Source organism: Microbacterium maritypicum (assembly GCF_008868125.1).
In the GTDB taxonomy this organism is placed as follows: Bacteria; Actinomycetota; Actinomycetes; order Actinomycetales; family Microbacteriaceae; genus Microbacterium; species Microbacterium maritypicum.
In genome coordinates, this window is sequence record NZ_WAAQ01000001.1 from 1,730,242 (window position 1) to 1,750,747 (window position 20,506).

Sequence of the window (20,506 nt, forward strand, 5' to 3'; positions counted from 1 at the left end):
GCTACTCCGCCAGGACCGCGAGCTCTGCCAGAACCCGCGGGTGGGCGAGGATCCGGAAGTGTCCGCCCGTCTCGAGGCGGACGTTCTTGGCGCCGGCGAGCTCGCTCCCCTCCGGGATGTGCGGATCGAACCCCGCGTAAACCGAGACGATCCGCTCGTTCACGCTCAGCTGCCGTGCGAGACTCACGATCGACGGGGCTTCCGGAGAGAACTCCCGCAGAGTGCGTGACAGTATGCGGCGGGCGTAGCGAGATCCGCCGAACGGTGTCGCGACCGCGAGCATCGACCGCACCCGCTCTCCCGCCGGGCCGGTCATGACGAGTTTCCCTGCGAGGCCGCCCTTGCTGTGGGCGACGAGGATCACATCGGTGAGGTCATGCTCCTCGAGGAAGGCCGTCACATCGGCGGCCAGGTCGACCACCGGCTGCTGATTGCGGCGGAGCGCGTCGACGATGTGGACGGGGTGCCCGCGCCGATGCATCGCCACGACGAGCGGTTGCAGGAACCTCCAGGTCTCGTACACACCGGGGAGCACGACGATGTGGGCGGCGCTCCCGGATGCGAAGGAGGCCGGATCGGTGCGGTCGAACAGCGCACGCACCTGCCAGTACCCCGCGTAGACGTAGTCGGCGACCCACCACCCGGCGTTCCTCAGCACGCCGATGATGTGCTCCTCGGACGACGGCACGGCTCCATGAGTGAAAACTACCTGACGCATATGACAGAGGGGGCGGGACCGAAGTCCCGCCCCCTCTGGATGCTGTCCGTCAGACGCCGGCCTTGTAGATGGGGGCGGCACCGCGGATCGCATCGCCGACCTTGTGCACACGAAGGTCGTTCGTCGATCCGACGATTCCGGGAGGGGAACCGGAGATCACGACGACCTTGTCCCCTTCCTCGGCGAGACCGTTGCCGAGCAGGTACTCGTCGACCTGGTGGTACATCAGGTCGGTGTGCTGCACCATGTCGACCAGCGTCGAGCGGATGCCCCACGTCAGCGCCATGCGGCGACGGATACCCGGCTCCGGCGTGAAGGCGATCATCGGGATGCGCGAGCGCAGACGCGACAGGCGTCGTGCCGAGTCACCGGACTGCGTGAACACGCAGAGGAACTTCGCGTCGACGAACTCGGCGACCTCGAGAGCGGCGAGGGTGATCGCGCCACCCTGCGTGCGGGGCTTGGTCGTGAGGGGCGCGATGCGCTCCAGGCCGTGCTCCTCGGTCGACTCGATGATGCGAGCCATGGTCTCCACGACCACGACGGGGTAGTCGCCGACGCTCGTCTCACCGGAGAGCATGACGGCGTCTGCACCGTCGAGCACCGCATTCGCGACATCCGAGGTCTCGGCGCGCGTCGGAACGGGGCTGTTGATCATCGACTCGAGCATCTGCGTCGCGACGATGACCGGCTTGGCCATGCGACGTGCGATCTCGACCGCACGCTTCTGCACGATCGGCACGGCCTCGAGGGGAAGCTCGACGCCCAGGTCGCCACGGGCGACCATGATCGAGTCGAAGGCGTCGACGATCTCCTCGAGCGCATCGACGGCCTGCGGCTTCTCGACCTTGGCGATGACGGGCACGCGGACGCCCTCTTCCGCCATGATCTCGTGCACACGGGTGACGTCGTCGGCGTTGCGGACGAACGACAGGGCGATCAGGTCGGCGCCGATGCGCAGACCCCAACGCAGGTCGTCCTCGTCCTTCTCGCTCAGCGCGGGGACGTTCACGGCGACGCCGGGCAGGTTGATGCCCTTGTTGTTCGAGACGGCACCGGCGACGATCACCTTCGTGGTGACCGTGACACCGTCGGTCTCGACGACCTCGACGCGCACCTTGCCGTCGTCGATGAGGAGGAAGTCACCGGGCTTGACGTCCTGCGGGAGACCCTTGAAGGTCGTACCGCAGATGTCCTTGTTGCCGATGATGTCTTCGGTGGTGATCTTGAAGATGTCGCCCTTGGCGAGCTCGTAAGGGCCGTTCTCGAACTTGCCGAGACGGATCTTCGGCCCCTGGAGGTCGACGAGGATGGCGACCGGACGACCGGCGTCCTCTGCGGCACGACGCACGTTGGCGTAGTTGTTCTCGTGCACGGAGTAGTCACCGTGGCTGAGGTTCAGTCGAGCGACATCCACCCCCGCATCGATCAGTGCGCGCACCGTCTCATAGGTGGAGGTGGCGGGGCCCAGGGTGGCGACGATTTTCGCGCGTCTCAAAGATTTCTCCAGGGTAGAAGTGGGGGAAGGTAAATCAGGCGACGGTGCCGGCCTCAGCCTACGCGGGCTGGAGACCGATCGCGACATCGCTCGGACGCACCGGCTCGGGCAGCACGGTGCTGCCCATGAGGAATCGGTCGACGTTCGCGGCCGCTGCACGGCCCTCGGCGATGGCCCATACGATGAGCGACTGTCCGCGGCCTGCGTCGCCGGCGACGAACACGCCGGGAACCGTCGACTCGTACGACGAGTCGCGCCCGAAGGCACCGCGCTCGGTCACCTGCGGAAGCGTGTCGTCGGTGTACCCGCCCTGCTCCGGTCCGGTGAACCCCATCGCGATCAGGATCAGATCCGCCGGGATCTCCCGCTCGGTGCCGCTCTTGGGCACACGGCGCCCGTCGATGTACTCCGTCTCGGCCACACGCAGCGCGCGGACCTCGCCGACCTCGTTCCCGAGGAACTCGACGGTCGATGCGAGGAAGACCCGCTCACCGCCTTCCTCGTGCGCGGAGGAGACCTCGAAGACGGTCGGCATCATCGGCCACGGCTGGTGGTCGGGACGCGTGTCGCCTGGCTGCTTGCCGATCGCGAGGTTGGTCACGCTGAGCGCGCCCTGACGGTGAGCGGTGCCGATGCAGTCCGCACCGGTGTCTCCGCCGCCGATCACGATGACGTGCTTGCCCTCGGCGCTGATCTGGTCGGTGACCTTGTCTCCGGCGACCGCGTGGTTCGACTCCACGAGGTACTCCATGGCGAAGTGCACGCCGTCGAGGTCGCGTCCGGGGATCGCGAGATCACGCGGCACGGTCGATCCGGTCGCGATGACGACGGCATCGTAGCGGGCGCGGAGGTCGGGCCAGGAGATGTCCTTGCCGATCTCGACACCCGCACGGAAGCGGGTGCCTTCCTCCTGCATCTGACGCAGGCGCGACTCGAGCTGCGTCTTCTCCATCTTGAAGTCCGGGATGCCGTAGCGCAGCAGACCGCCGATGCGATCGTCACGCTCGAAGACCGCGACGGTGTGCCCGGCCCGGGTCAGCTGCTGTGCGGCGGCGAGGCCCGCGGGCCCTGATCCGACCACGGCGACCGTCTTGCCGGTGAGGCGCTCGGGCGGCTCGGGCTCGACCCAGCCCTTCGCGAAGGCCTCATCGATGATCGAGACCTCGATCTGCTTGATCGTCACCGCAGGCTGGTTGATGCCGAGCACGCACGAGCTCTCGCACGGTGCGGGGCACAGCCGGCCCGTGAACTCCGGGAAGTTGTTCGTCGCATGCAGGCGCTCGATCGCCGCGCGACCCTCGCCGCGCCACGTCAGATCGTTCCACTCCGGAATCAGGTTGCCGAGCGGGCAGCCCTGGTGGCAGAACGGCACACCGCAGTCCATGCAGCGTCCGGCCTGACGGCGGAGGACCTGCGTGTCTCCGGGCTCGTAGACCTCTTTCCAGTCCATGATGCGCACGGGCACGGGACGACGTGCGGGAAGCTCCCGCTCGGTCACCTTCAGAAAGCCTTTGGGGTCAGCCACCGGTCACCTCCAGGATGCGGTTCCACACGATGTCGCCGTCGGGGTCGATCCCCTCGGCCAGCGCCTCCTCGCGCATGCTCCGCACCGCGGCGAAGTCGCGAGGCAGCACCTTGACGAACTCTGCCGAGGCCTCTTCGAAACTCTCGAGAAGCGCGGACGCCCGCGGAGACGCGGTGCGCTCGATGTGTGCGACGAGCAGGCTGCGCAGCACTTCGAGATCCGCACGGTCCAGAGGCTCGAGCAGCAGCTCCCCGCTGCCCAGCGACTGGGCGTTGACCTTGCTCGTGTCGAGCGCGTGCACGTACGCCACTCCCCCGGACATGCCGGCGCCGAAGTTCCGACCGGTCGAACCGAGGATCACGGCCAGGCCACCGGTCATGTATTCGAGTGCATGGTCGCCCACGCCCTCGACGACGGCGGTCGCGCCGGAGTTGCGCACCAGGAACCGCTCGCCGACGACACCGGAGATGAACATCGTCCCCGAGGTAGCGCCGTAGCCGATCACGTTGCCGGCGATGACGTTCTCATGGGGTGCGATGGCGGAGCCGCGCGGCGGACGGATGGTGATGTCACCGCCCGACAGGCCCTTGCCGACGTAGTCGTTCGCATCACCTTCCAGCCGCAGCACGATCCCCGGCGGCAGGAACGCCCCGAGCGACTGTCCCGCGGTGCCGTGCAGGGTGACGTCGATCGTGCCCTGCGGCAGACCAGCGGCACCGTGCCGAGAGGTCACCTGGTGACCCAGCATCGTTCCGACCGCGCGTTCGGTGTTGGCGATGGGCAGCTCCACCACGACGGGTTCGCCGTTGAGCAGCGCCCCCTTCGCGATGTCGATCAGCTGCACGTCGAAGTGCTTCTCGAGCTCGTGATCCTGTGGGCGGCCGCTGCGGCGAGGCTCGCCCGCCGGGAAGACGGGGCCTTCGAGCACGGGAGTGAGGTCGAGGCCCTCGGCCTTCCAATGCTCCACCGCGGCGTTGACCTCGATGAGCTCGGCGCGACCGATGATCTCGTCGAGCGAGCGGTAGCCGAGCTCGGCGAGGAGTTCGCGCACTTCCTCCGCGATGAACTCCATGAAGTTGACGACGAACTCGGGCTTGCCCGTGAAGCGCTCACGCAGAACCGGGTTCTGCGTGGCTACGCCGACCGGGCAGGTGTCGAGGTGGCACAAGCGCATCATGATGCAGCCGCTGACCACGAGCGGAGCGGTGGCGAAGCCGAACTCCTCCGCGCCCAGGAGTGCTCCGATGATGACGTCGCGACCGGTCTTGAGCTGACCGTCGACCTGGACCACGACGCGGTCGCGCATGCCGTTGAGCATGAGGGTCTGCTGCGTCTCGGCGAGACCGAGCTCCCAGGGCGTGCCCGCGTGCTTGAGCGAGTTCAACGGGCTCGCGCCCGTCCCGCCGTCGTGGCCGGAGACCAGGATGACGTCGCTCAGCGCCTTGGCGACACCCGCCGACACCGCGCCGATTCCCGACTGGCTCACGAGTTTGGTGTGGATGCGTGCTTCGGGATTCGCCCGCTTCAGGTCGAAGATGAGCTGCTTGAGGTCTTCGATCGAGTAGATGTCATGGTGCGGCGGCGGCGAGATCAGTCCCACACCGGCCGTCGCGTGACGGGTGCGCGCGACCCAGGGGTAGACCTTGGTCGGCGGCAGCTGACCACCCTCACCGGGCTTGGCGCCCTGGGCGAGCTTGATCTGGATGTCGTCCGCCTCGGTCAGGTACAGGCTCGTGACGCCGAAGCGACCCGAGGCGACCTGCTTGATCGCGCTGCGACGCTCGGGGTCGACGAGACGGTCCGGGTCCTCGCCGCCTTCACCGGTGTTCGACTTCGCACCGATGCTGTTCATCGCGATCGCGAGCGTCTCGTGCGCTTCACGGGAGATCGAGCCGTAGCTCATCGCACCCGTGGAGAAGCGCTTCACGATGGCGGAGACCGGTTCGACCTCGTCCAGCGGCACGGGCTTGCGGGTGCCGGTGCGCAGGCTGAAGAGTCCACGCAACGTCTTGAGCTCGGCCGCCTGCTCGTCGACGAGCTTCGTGTACTCACGGAAGATGTCGTAGCGCCGTGTGCGGGTCGAGTGCTGCAGCTTGAACACCGTCTCCGGGTTGAACAGGTGCGGAGAGCCGTCGCGGCGCCACTGGTACTCACCACCGGTCCACAGTCGCTCGTGCGCGCGGGCCGCGGCATCCTCCGGGTAGGCGTAGTCGTGCCGCGCCTGGTTCTCGGCGAAGATCTCCTCGATGCCGATCCCGCCGAGCTTGGACTCGGTGCGGGTGAAGTACGCGTCGATGAACTCCTGGCTGAGGCCGACAGCCTCGAACACCTGGGCGCCCGCGTAGGACGACACTGTGGAGATGCCCATCTTCGACATGATCTTGAGCACGCCCTTGCCCAGCGCGTAGATCAGGTTCTTGACCGCCTTCTCGGGCGTGATGCCGGTGATGTAGCCGGTGCGCACGAGGTGCTCGACCGTCTCCATCGCGAGATACGGGTTGACGGCGGAGGCTCCGTAGCCGATCAGCGTCGCGACGTGGTGCACCTCGCGCACGTCTCCGGCTTCCACGATGAGCCCGACCTTCATGCGGTTCTCGCGGCGGATGAGGTGGTGGTGGATCGCCGAGACCATGAGCAGGGACGGGATCGGCGTCAGGTCCTTGTTCGAGTCGCGGTCCGACAGGATGATGAACTCGGCGCCGTTCTCGATCGCCTCGTCGACCTCGGCGCACATCTCGGTGAGACGGTCCTGCAGAGTCTGGGGACCAGCGTCGAAGTGGTACAGGCCACGGATGGTCGCGCTCGACCGACCCGGCATCGCCTTGTCGATGTGGCGGATCTTCGCGAGCTCGTCGTTGTCGATCACCGGGAAGTCGAGCGAGACGGTGCGGGTGTGCTCCGGTCCCCAGGAGAGCAGGTTGCTCTCCGGACCGAGGCCCAGCTTGAGGCTCGTGACGACCTCTTCACGGATCGAGTCGAGCGGCGGGTTCGTCACCTGCGCGAACTGCTGCGTGAAGTAGTCGAACAGCAGGCGAGGACGCTTGCTGAGCACCGCGATCGGCGTGTCCGACCCCATGGCGCCGAGCGGCTCGACACCGGTCTGCCCCATGGGCGTGAGGAGGATGCGGACTTCTTCCTCGGTGTATCCGAAGGTGCGCTGTCGACGGGTGATCGATGCCGGCGGGTGCACGATGTGCTCGCGTTCGGGCAGCTCGGCGAGCCGGACGGCGCCGGCATCCAGCCATTCCTGCCACGGGTGCATGGTGGCGAGGTCGTGCTTGATCTCGCTGTCCTCGATGATGCGACGCTGCGAGGTGTCGACGAGGAACATCTTGCCCGGCTGCAGGCGACCGCGACGCTTGATGCGTTCAGGCTCGAACTGGAGCACACCGGTCTCGGAGCCGATCACGACCAGACCGTCGGTCGTCTCCGTCCAGCGTCCAGGACGCAGGCCGTTGCGATCGAGGGTCGCGCCGACGAGCGTGCCATCGGTGAAGATGAGCGCTGCCGGACCGTCCCACGGCTCCATCTGGTTGGAGTGGTACTCGTAGAACGAGCGCAGCTCCGGCGTGATGTCGGCCTGCTTCTCGTACGCCTCCGGCACCATCATCATGATGGCGTGCGGGAGGCTGCGTCCGGTGAGGGTGAGCAGTTCGAGCACCTCGTCGAACGAGGCGGAGTCACTGGCGCCGTCGGTGCAGATCGGCAGCAGCGGCGTGATGTCGCCGAGGAGCTCGGACTCGAGCTGCGACTGGCGGGCGCGCATCCAGTTGCGGTTGCCGCCGACCGTGTTGATCTCGCCGTTGTGGGCGAGCATGCGCAGCGGCTGGGCGAGCGGCCACGACGGGAACGTGTTGGTGGAGTAGCGCGAGTGCACGACCGCGAGCTCGGAGGCGAAGCGCTCATCCTGCAGGTCGGGATAGAACGGCTCGAGCTGCAGCGTCGTGACCATGCCCTTGTACCCGAGTGTGCGGGCCGAGAGCGAGACGAAGTAGGCGCCGAGTTCATGCCCGGCGCGCTTGCGCAGACGGTAGGCGACCCGGTCGAGGGCGATGCCCGTGAGGGGGGCATCGGTATGCGTCGCCCCTCCGGCGCTCACGAAGAGCTGCTCGAAAGCGGGACGCGCCTCGTCGGCGAGCTTGCCGAGGTTCTCGTTGGCGGTGGGGACGTCGCGCCAGCCGAGGACGCGGAGTCCCTCGGAACGGGCGATCTTCTCGATCCCGGCCTTCTGCTGGCGGCGCTCGCTCGAATCGCGAGGCAGGAACGCCAGTCCTGCGGCGTACTCCCCCACGGGCGGCAGTTCGAAGCCGACGACGTCGCGGAGGAATGCATCGGGCATCTGCGTCAGGATGCCGGCGCCGTCCCCGGTGCCCGCATCCGAGCCGATGGCTCCGCGGTGCTCCAGGTTGCGCAGGGCCTCGAGGGCCAACGCGATGATGTCGTGCCCGGCTTCGCCGCGCAGTGTCGCGACCATGGCGAGGCCGCAGGCGTCTTTCTCGAACGCCGGGTTGTACATGCCCTGCTTCGGGGGGTATGCGCCGGAGGCGCCGTAAGGGGGCTGGAAGTACACCAGTTACCGTCCTCAGATCTTCGAGTGAAACCCGGGGACGACGTCGGCCCGCTCGTTCAGTGCAATGGTTCTCCCGCCACGAGGCGGCGTTATCGAGAGCCGTCCTCGCTCGTGGGAGCAGTGCTTGTGGCGGTGGCTCCTGCGGTGACTTCTTCGGTCGGAGGCTCGCTCACGTCTACGAAGTCAGAGGGATTGTTCTGCGATTGTACATCAGCGCCCGCATCCTTCCGTTCGCGGCCCGGCTGGTACGGCGAGGGCTCGAGGCCGGGGTGACGACGCGTCTGCACGACGAGGATCGCGAGGCCGACGAGGACGCCGATGATCGCCGCGAGCACGTTGCTGCGCAGACCGAGGATGATCTCGCTCGGATCGATGCGGATCGACTCCCAGACGATGCGGCCAGCGCTGTACCAGATCAGGTAGATCGCGAACAGACGGCCCCACTGGAAGAAGAGCTTGCGCCCGAGCCAGAGCAGCACGATGACGCCCAACCCGTTCCAGAGGACTTCGTAGAGGAAGGTCGGGTGGAACAGCGTGCCCTCGGGGAGGCCCGGAGGGAAGGCCGAGTTCGTGGAAGGGATCTCCAGACCCCACGGCAGATCGGTGGGCAGCCCGAAGAGCTCGTTGTTGAACCAGTTGCCGAAGCGGCCCATGGCCTGAGCCAGCAGCAGTCCGGGGGCCAGGGCGTCCGCGAACGTCCAGAAGCGGATGCCCGTCCAGCGACACCCGAGGTACGCGCCGATGGCGCCGCCGATGAGGGCTCCGAAGATCGCGATTCCGCCTTCCCAGATCGCCCACACCGAGCCCGGCTGGAAGGGGTTCCAGGTGTTGATCCCCTCGCCGAAGTAGTCGTTCGGGTGCGTCAGCACGTGGAAGATGCGCGCTCCGATGATCGCCAGCGGCACCGCGAGGATCGAGATGTCGATGACCACCCACGGCTCCGCACCGCGCTTGGTGAGGCGGTGGTTGGTCAGGAACGTGGCGGCGATGATGCCGGCGATGATGCACAGCGCGTAGAAGTGGATCCGGATCGGCCCGAGGTCGAAATAGGAGACCGTGGGGCTCGGGATGCTGGCGAGCACGTTCGTGAAGGTGCTGTGGAGCGCGAGTGACATGAGTGCGATTCTAGTTCTCGTGATCGGGGCGTACCGACGCGGTGCCGGTGGCCAGGTTGCGGGTGACTTCGGCGAGAGCGGATACGCCGCCGTCGCGCAGGGCTCGGACCAGGGCCGTGCCGACGATCGCGCCGTCGGCGTACTCCGACACCCCGGCGATCTGCTCGGCGGTCGAGATGCCGATGCCCACGCAGGCGCGGTGCGCTCCGTGCGCACGCAGGCGTCCGACCAGGGTGCGGGCAGCGCGGTCGAGTTCGGCGCGCTCCCCCGTGATGCCCATCGTCGAGACGGTGTAGACGAAGCCGGTGGACGACTTCACGACGAGGTCGAGACGCTCGTCGGAGGAGGTCGGGGCCGCCAGGAACACCCGGTCCAGGCCCGTCCGCTCACTCGCGGCGATCCACTCCCCTGCCGCGTCGGGCGTGATGTCGGGAGTGATGAGGCCGGCGCCGCCCGCCGCGAGCAAGTCGTCCGCATAGCGATCGATGCCGTACTGCATCACCGGGTTCCAGTACGTCATCACCAGGACGGGGACGTCGGTGGCCGCGGTGATCTCGCGGATCGCGGTGAAGAGGTCGGCCATCCGGAAGCCCGCGGCCAACGCCTTGGTCGTCGCCTCCTGGATGATCGCGCCGTCCATCACAGGGTCGCTGTAGGGCGGGCCGAGCTCGATGATGTCGACGCCGTTCTCGGCGAGGGCGATGGCCGCCTGGATGCTCGTCTCGAGGTCGGGGAAGCCGACGGGGAGGTATCCGACGAAGGCGCTGCGGCCGGCGTCCTGGGCGCGCTGGATCGCCTGTTCGACACGGCTCATAGCTGCGGCTCCCCCTTCGCGGCCAGTTCTTCCTCTTCGCTCTCCGCGGAGACGTCGTGTGCCAGAGCGGCCTCGTCGTAGAGCTGGAAGTAGCGGGCGGCGGTGTCCATGTCCTTATCGCCTCGGCCCGACAGGCAGATCGCGATGAGTCCATCGGGGCCGAGATCGCGCCCGATGCGCAGCGCGCCGGCGAGGGCGTGGGCCGACTCGATGGCGGGGATGATCCCCTCGGTGCGGCTGAGCAGGCGCAGTGCCTGCATCGCCTCATCATCGGTGGCCGGGATGTACTCGGCGCGACCGATGTCGGCGAGCCAGGAGTGCTCCGGACCGACGCCCGGGTAGTCGAGCCCGGCGGAGATCGAGTGCGACTCGACCGTCTGGCCGTCCGCATCCTGGAGGACGTAGGTCTTCGCGCCGTGCAGCACGCCGGGGCGCCCGCGCTCGATCGACGCCGCGTGCTTGTCGGTGTCGACGCCATCGCCGGCAGCTTCGACGCCGTAGAGCTTGACGCCCTCGTCGTCGAGGAACGCGTCGAACATGCCGATCGCGTTGGATCCACCGCCGACGCAGGCCACGACCGCGTCGGGAAGCCGACCCACCTCGTCGAGCAGCTGGGCGCGGGCCTCTTCGCCGATGATCTTCTGGAAGTCGCGGACCATCGCGGGGAACGGGTGCGGTCCCGCCGCGGTGCCGAAGATGTAGTTGGTGGTCTCCACCGACGCCACCCAGTCGCGATAGGCGTCGTTGATCGCGTCCTTGAGAGTGCGCGAACCTGAGGTCACCGGAACGATCTCAGCGCCCAGGAGGCGCATGCGCGCCACGTTGAGCGCCTGACGCTCGGTGTCGACCTCGCCCATGTAGATGGTGCAGTCCAGGCCGAACAGCGCGGCCGCGGTCGCGGTCGCGACGCCGTGCTGACCGGCACCGGTCTCGGCGATCACACGGGTCTTGCCCAGGCGCTTGGTCAGCAGCGCCTGACCGAGCACGTTGTTGATCTTGTGCGAGCCGGTGTGGTTCAGATCCTCGCGCTTGAGGAAGACGCGCGCACCACCGGCGTGCTCGGCGAACCGCGGCACCTCGGTGATCGCGGACGGGCGGCCGGCGTACGAGCTGAGCAGATGCGCCAGCTCGGACCGGAACTCCGGATCGGCGATCGCCTCCTCGTACGCCGCGGTCAGCTCATCGATCGCGGCGATGAGCGACTCGGGCATGAAACGCCCGCCGAACTCACCGAAGAAGGGGCCGTGCTGGTCGCGCAGGCTCATCATGCCTCCAGGAAACTCTCGAGAGTGGCGACGGGGTCGCCGGTCACGAGCGCCTCGCCGATCAAGACGACGTCAGCACCCGCGGAACGGTAGTGCACGACATCGGCGGGCGTGAGCACCGCCGACTCGGCGATCTTCACCGCCGTGTCGGGGATGCGCTCGACCAGGCGTCCGAACAGGTCGCGGTCGAGTTCGAGGGTCTTGAGGTCGCGCGCGTTCACCCCGATGAGCGGTGCACCCAGGTCGATCGCGGCTTCGAGCTCCTCGGCGGAATGCGTCTCGACGAGGGGGGTCATGCCCAACTCGCCGATGAAACCGTAGAGGTCGCGCAGAACGTCGGGTTCGAGCCCCGCGACGATCAGCAGGACGAGGTCGGCACCCGCCGCACGTGCCTCGAGCACCTGGTAGCGGGTGGCGATGAAGTCCTTGCGCAGCACCGGAAGCGACACCCGGGCCGTCACGGCCTCGAGGTCTGCGAGGCTGCCGCCGAAGCGGCGCTCCTCCGTGAGCACGCTGATCGCCGATGCCCCGCCGGTCTCGTAGAGAGAGGCCTGGAGAGCCGGATCGGGGATCTCTGCGAGAGCTCCCCTGGACGGGCTCGCCCGCTTGACCTCGGCGATGATCTTGACACGATCCGCCGGTGCCAGGAACGACAGTGCGTCCTTGGCGGCGGGGCGCGCGAGCGCTTCTCGTTCGAGGGCGGCCAGCGGGCGCGACAGGGCGCGACGCTCAGCGTCTGCGACAGCGCCGGCCGTCAGGTCGGCGAGCACCATTAGTGCGCCTTCGGAGCGTACTTCGGACCCTTCACGCCGTAGCCGGCCTTCGCGAGCACCCAGCCGACGATCGCGCCGATCGGGATGAGCGCGACCGAGGCGACGACGAGGGCAGGCTGCTCGAAGCAGAAGGCGACGGTGCCGGCGGCGACGCCGACCAGCATGATCACGACGGCGGTCCAGGCTGCAGGCGAGTGTCCGTGGCCGGGGTCGGCGATCGGGTTGGTCATGTTCTCCTCCGGGGGACGACGTGCAGTTCGGAATCAGTCTATCTGGGTCAACGGGTCGGATCTGTTCCCCGGGACAGCTCGTCCCAGGAATCCACGGCGTCGACGGGGCCATCGTGCGCGACCTCGACGTGGTCGGTGCGGTAACGCCGGCCTCCGACCTTCCACCCACGCCAGGTCATCAGGACCACGACGGAGGCGAGAAGCAGGAGGGCCCAGCCCACCAGAGCGATGAAAGGCCAGGCCGAGGGCACGATGCTCACCACGACTTCACGGACCGCGTCACCACCGGCGAGGCCGGTCACCTCGGTGACCGTGGCGGCGACGGCGTCGAAGGGCTCGGCGAGCAGCAGCTGGAGTGTCGACCAGCCCAGGACCAGAGCCGTCGCCCCCGCGAGCACGCCGAACACCAGACGGACGACCTTGCCGGAGATCGACAGCGCGGCGCCGAGCGCCAACACCGCCAGGCTGAGCGGGGCGAGCAGCACCAGGGCGGACGCACCGGGGACCAGGATCGCCTCGCCCGCGTCGGCGCGTTCGACCGTCAGCCATGTCTGGGTCGACGAGATGATGCCGATCGCACCGGCGAGGAGGAAACCGGAGACGGACAGGGAGCGGCCCCGCTGCGCGAAGGTCATGACTGCTCCGTCCCGGTGAGGGCCTGGAGATCGTTGGCGTCGAAACAGGTGCGCGTTCCGGTGTGACAGGCGGGACCGGTCTGCGCCACGAGGAGCAGGATCGCATCCCCGTCGCAGTCCAGACGGGCCTCACGCACGACCTGGATGTGACCGGACGTGTCACCCTTGCGCCAGTACTCCTGACGCGAGCGCGACCAGTACGTGGCTCGCCCGGACGTGAGCGTGCGGCGGAGGGCCTCCGCATCGACCCACGCGAGCATGAGCACCTCGTGCGTGTCCCACTGCTGCACGATCACGGGCGCGAGTCCGTCGGCGTTGAAGGCGACCTGGGCGATGCGCTCGTCCACGGAAGTCGCCTGCATGTCTGCGTCGGTCATCGTACGAGCACCCCTTCGGCGCGAAGAGCGTCCTTGACGTCTCCGACGGTGAGCGCACCGGTGTGGAAGACGCTCGCCGCGAGGACGGCATCCGCACCGGCCTTGATCGCCGGAGCGAAGTCGGCAGCCCGCCCGGCGCCTCCCGAAGCGATGACCGGCACGGAGGCGGCCTCCCGCATCAGGCGGACGAGCTCCAGGTCGAAGCCGTCACGCGTGCCGTCGGCATCGATCGAGTTCACGAGCAGTTCGCCGGCACCGCGTTCCGCGGCCTCGCGCGCCCAGTCGAGGGCATCGAGGGTGGTCTGGGTACGGCCCCCGTGCGTGGTCACCACGAAGCCCGAACGCGTGGTGGGGGCCCGCTTCACGTCGAGGGACAGCACGAGTACCTGCGCACCGAACCGATCGGCGATCTCGCCGATGAGTTCCGGACGCGCGATCGCAGCCGAGTTGACCCCGATCTTGTCGGCGCCGACGGAGAGCAGACGTGCCACGTCGTCGACGCTGCGCACTCCCCCGCCGACGGTCAGCGGTACGAACACCTGTTCCGCCGTGCGCTGGACGACGTCGTAGGTCGTCGCCCGCGCATCCACGGTCGCGGTGACGTCGAGGAAGGTGATCTCATCCGCACCCTGCGCGGCATAGTGCCGGGCGAGTTCGACGGGATCGCCCATGTCGCGGAGATTCTCGAAGTTGACGCCCTTGACGACACGGCCGTCGGCCACGTCGAGACACGGGATGACACGGCTGGCGAGCGTCATCACAGCCTCGCGTTGTGGATCGCGGTGACCAGGATGGCCCGCGCACCGAGCGCGTAGAGCGCGTCCATCACGGGGTTGACGCGCGAGCGCGCGACCATCACCCGCACCGCCACCCACTCGGGGTCGCGCAGCGGTGAGACGGTCGGAGACTCGACGCCGCCGGCGATCTTCACGGCGTCGTCCAGGAGAGCGACGGGCAGGTCGTAGTCGATCATCACGAAGCGACGAGCGACCATCACACCGCGAAGGCGGCGAAGGAGCGTCTCCGCGCCCTCGGCATCGACCGGACCGGCGATGAGAACGGCCTCCGACTCCAGGATGACGGGACCGAACACCTCGAGCCCGGCCTGACGCAGCGTCGTTCCGGTCTCGACGACATCGGCCACCGCGTCGGCGACGCCGAGGCGGACCGCGGATTCCACGGCGCCGTCGAGCGGCACCAGATCGACCGCGATGTCGCGCTCGTCGAGGAACGCGTCGACCAGTCCCGGATACGACGTGGCGATGCGCAGGCCGTCGAGCTCGGTCACATCCGTGTAGCGCCCCGTCGGAGCGGCGAAGCGGAAGGTGGAGCCGGCGAAGCCGAGCGCTTCGATCTCCCGAGCGCCGGGCATACGCGCGTCGAGCAGGAGATCACGACCGGTGATGCCCACATCGATCGCGCCGGAGCCGACGTAGGTCGCGATGTCCTTGGGCCGGAGGAAGAAGAACTCGACGTCGTTCTCGGCGTCGATGACGTGCAGGGTCTTGGGGTCGCGTCGACCGGCGTAGCCCGCCTCGGCGAGCATGTCGGCGGCGGTCTCGGAGAGCGAGCCCTTGTTGGGAACAGCGATGCGCAGCATGGAGTGCTTTCAGTTCGAGGTGATCGGAACGGAGCGCATCACAGATGTCGGTAGACGTCCTGCAGGCTGATGCCCTTGGCGAGCATCATCACCTGGACGTGATAGAGCAGCTGCGAGATCTCCTCGGCGGCGGCTTCGTCGGACTCGTACTCGGAAGCCATCCACACCTCGGCGGCTTCTTCCACGATCTTCTTGCCGATCGTGTGCACACCGCCGTCGAGCTCGGCGACCGTTCCCGATCCCTCAGGGCGGGTCTCGGCCTTGACGCTGAGCTCGGCGAACAGCTCGTCGAAAGTCTTCACGCTTCCAGGCTAGCGGCTCTGGCGAGGTCTCTCAGCCGGGTGACGGCCGCCTCGACATCATCGGCGCCGTACACGGCCGAACCCGCCACGAAGGTGTCGGCACCCGCGGCGGCCGCGATCTCGATGGTGCGATCGGAGATGCCCCCGTCGACCTGGAGCCAGATCTGGGATCCTCTCCGACGTGCCTCCTCGGCGAGAGCGCGAAGTTTCGGCATCGTCTCCGGCATGAAGCTCTGTCCACCGAAACCGGGTTCGACGGTCATCACGAGGATCTGATCGAACTCGTCGAGCACATCGTAGAGGGATTCCACGGGCGTCGCAGGCTTCACCGCGACTCCGGCCCGAGAGCCGATCTCGCGGAGCCGGCGCGCCAGCGCGACGGGGTCGTCCGCGGCCTCGAGATGGAAGGTGACGCTCGCCGCGCCGATCTCGGCGTACTCGGGAGCCCATCGCTCGGGATCCGTGATCATGAGGTGCACATCGAGCGGGATCGGGCTGGTCGCCTGGATGCGCTCGACCATCTGCGGACCGAACGTCAGGTTGGGGACGAAGTGATTGTCCATCACGTCGACATGCGCGAAGTCAGCGGTCGCGATCCGGGCGAGATCCGCCTGCATGTTCACGAAGTCGGCGGCGAGGATGCTCGGGTTGATGCGCGGGGCGCGAGGCAGTTCCACGGTCCTAGTCTTCCTTCCCTGATGGAGTGTTCTCCGTTGCGGTGCGCTGCAGGAGCGCGAGGAACATGGCATCCGTCCCGTGGCGGTGCGGCCAGAGCTGAGCACTGCCCGAACCCGTCCGGCCTTCGTCGGCCAGATCGATCGGCGAGCGAGCGACGTCGGCGATCGCCGCACGGGCGTCGAGCTCGACGATGTCCGCGCGGTCGCGCAGCACCTCCTTCACGACCCCTGTGGTCTCGGCGAGGTGTGGCGAGCACGTGACGTAGGCGACGATCCCGCCGGGGGCGAGAGCGTCCAGGGCCGTCGAGAGCAGCTCCACCTGGAGGGGTACCAGTTCGGCGACATCGGCCGGAGACTTCCGCCACCGCGCCTCAGGGCGACGGCGCAGTGCGCCCAGGCCCGTGCAGGGAGCATCGACGAGGATACGGTCGAACTCCCCCGGCCGAGCCGACGCGAGCGCACGCCCGTCCTGCTCGTGCACGACGATCTCGCCGGGTACGGCTCTGAGCGCCTTGCGCACCAGTCGCGCCCGGACCGGGACGATCTCGTTCGCTTCCAGAGTGACCTCGTGCTCGTACGCCACTGCGGCCAGGAGAGCGGTCTTGCCGCCGGGGCCGGCGCACAGATCGAGCCAGCGCTCGCCGGCGGTGATCGGAGCGGCACCGGCCAGGGCGAGCGCCACGAGCTGGGACCCCTCGTCCTGCACGCGCACCGTGCCACCGGAAGCCTCAACCGCACGACGCGGATCGCCACCGGGAGACACGAAGGCCGTCGATGCGTAGGGAAGGCGGGGTTCCCCCGGCTCGGCCAGCCCCGGAAGGGCGACGAGTGTCACATCCGGCGAGGCGTTGTCGGCCTCGAGGAGCGCCTCCAGCTCCTCGCCACGGCCCTCCGCCGCGAGAGCACGGCGCAGAGCGCGGATCACCCACACCGGGTGCGCGGCGCGCAGCGCCAGCCGCTCATCGTCGGACCGCGCGTGCTGCTCGATGCGCGTCTGCCATTCTTCGCCCGATTCACGGGTGATCCTGCGGAGAACCGCGTTCGCGAAGCTCGACGCTCCTCGTCCGGATTCCGTGGCCACGAGGTTCACGGACTCGTTGACAGCCGCGTGCGAGGCGACGCGCGTGGCGAGCAGCTGATGCACCGCGAGGCGCAGCGCATCGAGGACGGCGGGGTCGATGCTGTCCGGCGAGCGATCCGCCGCGGCGGCGATGATCGCGTCATAGGTGCCGAGGCGCCTCAGCGTGCCGTAGGTCAGCTCGGTGGCGAGAGCCGCATCCTGAGGCGTGAGTCGCGCCTCCGCGATCGCCGTGGGGAGCACGAGGTTCGCGTAGGCGTCGGTCTCCGACACCGCGCGCAGCACGTCGTAGGCCACCCGTCGGGCGGGCTGCACGGTGCGGACGGGGCTGCGCTGACCACCACGGCGCCCGTCTGTCGCACCTCGCGCGCCACGCGGTCGCCCGTTCGATGGCGTGGATCGGCGGCTCCGCCCTTCGTCGCTCATGCTCCGGCCACCAGTTCGTCGCCGCCGCGCAGACCACGCCACCAGTCGACTGCATTCATCGCGCCCTTGCCGGCGGGCTGGACCCGCGTGACGGCGAGTGGTGTGGTGCCCGTGCCGATGTGGAGGGCGGTCTTGGTGCCCCGGAGACGCCCGGGAGCGAGCGATTCGGCATCCGGCGCCGGAGCCGCTTCGAGCACCTTGAGAGGCTGACCCGCGACGGTCGTGTGTGCTCCCGGCTCGGGGGTCACGCCGCGGAAGCGGGCGAACACGGCGTCGAGCGGCTGATTCCAGTCGAGCAGTCCGTCGGCGAGGGTGAGCTTGGCGGCGAAGGTCGGCTCGCCCTCCTGGGGAACCGCCAGCGCCGTGCCGTCCGCGATCGAGGAGACCACGTCTGCGGTGAGTCCGGCACCTTCCGACGCGAGCGCTTCGAGGGCCTCCCCTGCCGTCGCGGTCTCTGGAACAGCGACCGCGTGCGTCGCGAACACATCGCCGGCATCCAGCTCAGCGACCAGCTGGAAGACGCTCGCTCCGAGCACCGCGTCTCCGGCGATCAGAGCGCGCTGTACCGGTGCCGCTCCGCGCCAGGCGGGCAGCAGCGAGAAGTGCAGGTTGATCCATCCTGCTCTCGGCGCCGAGAGCAGGGGTTCGCGCACCAGGCCGCCGTAGGCCACGATCACGCCGAGGTCCACCTCGAGCGCCGTGATCTCGGCTGTCACGGCATCGTCGAGCCGGGCGGCCTTGATGATCGGGAGCCCCAGTTCCTCGGCCGCCTGAGCCACCGGCGACGCGGTCAGCACGCGACGACGCCCGAGAGGCGCGTCCGGTCGAGTGACGACGGCAGCGATGTCGTGGGATGCCGCGAGACGGCGAAGGGTGGGCACAGCCGCAGCGGGTGTGCCGGCGAAGACGAGGCGCATGAAGGTTCTCCGGAAGGGTCAGAGCTCTGGTTCGAGGATATCGAGGCGGACGGAGAGCGTGCTCTTGGTCGCACGCCCCTTTCGGCGACGCCCGCTGACGGCTTCCGCCACGACCGCGGCGCGCAGGGCGGTCGCGACGCGCGCCCCCGCGCCGTACTCGAATCGCACCAGAGCGCGGACCCGCGGCGGGATGTCGTCGGACTCGACGGGGACAGGGCCGAGCACCGCATCGGCAGGCAGGGCGAGGTCGTTCAGCGCGGCCAGTGCGCCGGCGACCGCAGACGCCGAGCCCTGCACCAGGGCCACTCGCGTCGTCGGCGGCATGTGCAGCGGAGCGCGGCTCTCGAGCTCGACCCTGGCGTGGCCCGCCTGGTTCCAGGTCGCCAGCGCCCTGGCTGCGGCACCGTTGACGCCGACCAGGTGGATCGGAGCGCCCGGCGCCGCCAGTGCTGCCGCGTTCGACCACCAGCGCAGGCACGACTCGGCGACGCGCAGATCGGGGGCTTGGAGCATGCGCGGGCCGTCCAGGAGTACGACAGCGCGATAACCGCCGTCGGCGATGGGCTCGGCACCGCGTGTGGCGACCACCAGCGCAGGTGCCGCCGAGACGCGCTCCACCGGGTGCGCGCTGTCGGCGACGATCACCCGAACGCCGGGAAACGCGCGACCCAGTTCGTCGGCGGTGCGTTCGCTGCCCGAAGAGGCGAGGCGCAGCTTCGTCGAGGAGCACGAGGGGCACGACCAGGTGCTGGCGGCCCGGCCGCACCAGGCGCACACCGGCACGGCACCACGGTGCTTCGCGCCGAGCGGCCCCCCGCAGTGCGCACAGCGCGCCGGAGCCCGACAGTCCGCGCACACGAGAGAGGGCGAGAAGCCGGGTCGGGAGACCTGCACGAGCACCGGGCCCTCGGCTGCAGCGGTGCGTGCGGCGAGGAAGGCGGAGGACGGCATGCGCTGGGCGGTCGGCTGCTCCATCTCCTGCGGTGTGCTGAGCACGACGCGAGGAAGCACACGGCGCGCCGCTCTGACATCCTGCAGCCAGCCGAGGACGACCAGGCGCTCGACATCGGTCGTCCGCGTGTGGCCGGCGAACAGCAGGGCCGACCCCTCCAGCTCCTGACGCAGGAGGGCGGCGTCTCGTGCGTTGACGTACGGGGCCAGCGGTTCCCCCAGAAGCGGATCGCCGTCGTCCCAGATCGCGACCAGTCCCGCCACGACGGGAGAATAGACGGCCGATCGGTTTCCCACCACGATGCAGGGGGCGTCCTCGAGGGTGCGGAGGAAGCCGCGATAGCGATCGGGGTTGCTCTGCCGGGAATCGTGACGCACCACAGCACCGGCGGGGACGAGGGACTCGAGAGCTGCGAGGAGCCGGTCCAGGTCACGGCTGTCGGGCACGACGATGATCGATGACCTGCCGGCGGCGAGCATGCGAGCGGCCGACGCGGCCAGCAGACGGGCCCATCCCTGCATGCCGTCGACGAGTTGGGGAATCGCCTCCACAGCCGCGCGCCCGCCCGAGTCGAGCACCTCGCCGAGGCCTTCGTACAGGCCGACGGTCTCCTCTGCGACGACGAGTGCCTCCGCATCGGGTGTCTCGGCCAGCGTGTCTGCGGTCCAGGCCTTCTCCACGCGCACCTGACGCTTGGGGATCACCAGGCGCAACACGTCGGACGCCGAACCCGCTGCCCGATCCGCGACGCGACGCGCGAGGGTGTGCAGACGCTCGGGGAGCACCGGCACCGTGGACACCACGCTCTCGACCTCGGACAGCGCCCGGTCGGCGTCGTCCTCGACGTCGATGTCGACCACGTAGCCGTCGATCACGCGCCCCGCGGTGCGTAGCGGCACCTGGACACGAACACCCGGCGGAACCTCACCCCACTGCGCAGGAAGGGCGTAGTCGAAGAGCCGATCGAGCTGAGGCAGAGGGGAATCGAGGAGCACGCGCGCGATGCGCCGGCTCTCCGAAGGCATCAGGACCGC

The 20,506-nt window shown here is 68.8% G+C and carries 18 protein-coding genes; all 18 read right to left on the reverse strand.

The annotated features are described in order from the left end of the window. Position 1: 1 nt before the first annotated feature. Complete coding sequence (locus F6W70_RS08360) at positions 2–688, reverse strand: esterase/lipase family protein (RefSeq protein WP_318278838.1); 687 nt, start codon at positions 686–688, stop codon at positions 2–4. A gap of 79 nt (positions 689–767) precedes the next feature. Next, entirely contained in the window at positions 768–2,216 is a 1,449-nt protein-coding gene (pyk, locus tag F6W70_RS08365; protein WP_055868164.1) for a pyruvate kinase, read from the reverse strand. A gap of 58 nt (positions 2,217–2,274) precedes the next feature. Beyond that, positions 2,275–3,741: a glutamate synthase subunit beta gene (locus F6W70_RS08370; protein WP_017830584.1), complete on the reverse strand. Its 1,467-nt coding sequence runs from the start codon at positions 3,739–3,741 to the stop codon at positions 2,275–2,277. Next, a complete protein-coding gene (gene gltB, locus F6W70_RS08375; protein WP_151486675.1) occupies positions 3,734–8,257 on the reverse strand; it encodes a glutamate synthase large subunit in 4,524 nt (1,507 codons plus the stop codon). Before gltB ends, F6W70_RS08370 begins: the two co-directional genes overlap by 8 nt. Positions 8,258–8,400: 143 nt before the next feature. Next, positions 8,401–9,426 carry a prolipoprotein diacylglyceryl transferase gene (gene lgt / locus F6W70_RS08380; RefSeq protein ID WP_141386736.1) on the reverse strand — a complete coding sequence of 342 codons (1,026 nt, stop codon included), beginning with the start codon at positions 9,424–9,426 and terminating at the stop codon, positions 8,401–8,403. A 10-nt stretch (positions 9,427–9,436) separates the two neighbouring features. Next, positions 9,437–10,240, reverse strand: a complete 804-nt coding sequence (gene trpA / locus F6W70_RS08385; protein ID WP_151486376.1) for a tryptophan synthase subunit alpha — start codon at positions 10,238–10,240, stop codon at positions 9,437–9,439. After that, positions 10,237–11,505 carry a tryptophan synthase subunit beta gene (gene trpB / locus F6W70_RS08390; protein WP_151486676.1) on the reverse strand — a complete coding sequence of 423 codons (1,269 nt, stop codon included), beginning with the start codon at positions 11,503–11,505 and terminating at the stop codon, positions 10,237–10,239. The genes trpA and trpB overlap by 4 nt, the downstream gene beginning before the upstream one ends. Beyond that, entirely contained in the window at positions 11,505–12,275 is a 771-nt protein-coding gene (gene trpC, locus F6W70_RS08395) for an indole-3-glycerol phosphate synthase TrpC (RefSeq protein WP_318278867.1), read from the reverse strand. Before trpC ends, trpB begins: the two co-directional genes overlap by 1 nt. A 2-nt stretch (positions 12,276–12,277) precedes the next feature. Then, the gene (locus tag F6W70_RS08400; RefSeq protein WP_017830578.1) at positions 12,278–12,508 is read right to left on the reverse strand and encodes an HGxxPAAW family protein; all 231 of its coding nucleotides are present in this window, start codon (positions 12,506–12,508) and stop codon (positions 12,278–12,280) included. Between the two features lie 47 nt (positions 12,509–12,555). Then, the gene (locus F6W70_RS08405; protein ID WP_151486378.1) at positions 12,556–13,143 is read right to left on the reverse strand and encodes a Trp biosynthesis-associated membrane protein; all 588 of its coding nucleotides are present in this window, start codon (positions 13,141–13,143) and stop codon (positions 12,556–12,558) included. Further along, complete coding sequence (gene hisI, locus F6W70_RS08410) at positions 13,140–13,520, reverse strand: phosphoribosyl-AMP cyclohydrolase (RefSeq protein ID WP_200942468.1); 381 nt, start codon at positions 13,518–13,520, stop codon at positions 13,140–13,142. Before hisI ends, F6W70_RS08405 begins: the two co-directional genes overlap by 4 nt. After that, entirely contained in the window at positions 13,517–14,278 is a 762-nt protein-coding gene (hisF, locus tag F6W70_RS08415) for an imidazole glycerol phosphate synthase subunit HisF (protein WP_055868143.1), read from the reverse strand. The genes hisI and hisF overlap by 4 nt, the downstream gene beginning before the upstream one ends. Continuing rightward, complete coding sequence (gene hisG, locus F6W70_RS08420; protein WP_055872502.1) at positions 14,278–15,120, reverse strand: ATP phosphoribosyltransferase; 843 nt, start codon at positions 15,118–15,120, stop codon at positions 14,278–14,280. Before hisG ends, hisF begins: the two co-directional genes overlap by 1 nt. Before the next feature lie 38 nt (positions 15,121–15,158). Beyond that, the gene (locus tag F6W70_RS08425; protein ID WP_017830573.1) at positions 15,159–15,422 is read right to left on the reverse strand and encodes a phosphoribosyl-ATP diphosphatase; all 264 of its coding nucleotides are present in this window, start codon (positions 15,420–15,422) and stop codon (positions 15,159–15,161) included. Continuing rightward, positions 15,419–16,099, reverse strand: coding sequence for a ribulose-phosphate 3-epimerase (gene rpe / locus F6W70_RS08430; protein WP_017830572.1), 681 nt, complete (start codon positions 16,097–16,099; stop codon positions 15,419–15,421). The genes F6W70_RS08425 and rpe overlap by 4 nt, the downstream gene beginning before the upstream one ends. A gap of 4 nt (positions 16,100–16,103) precedes the next feature. Further along, positions 16,104–17,603: an RsmB/NOP family class I SAM-dependent RNA methyltransferase gene (locus tag F6W70_RS08435; protein WP_318278839.1), complete on the reverse strand. Its 1,500-nt coding sequence runs from the start codon at positions 17,601–17,603 to the stop codon at positions 16,104–16,106. Next, positions 17,600–18,520, reverse strand: a complete 921-nt coding sequence (gene fmt, locus F6W70_RS08440) for a methionyl-tRNA formyltransferase (protein WP_151486379.1) — start codon at positions 18,518–18,520, stop codon at positions 17,600–17,602. Before fmt ends, F6W70_RS08435 begins: the two co-directional genes overlap by 4 nt. Before the next feature lie 18 nt (positions 18,521–18,538). Next, complete coding sequence (locus F6W70_RS08445) at positions 18,539–20,497, reverse strand: primosomal protein N' family DNA-binding protein (protein WP_151486380.1); 1,959 nt, start codon at positions 20,495–20,497, stop codon at positions 18,539–18,541. Positions 20,498–20,506: the final 9 nt, after the last annotated feature.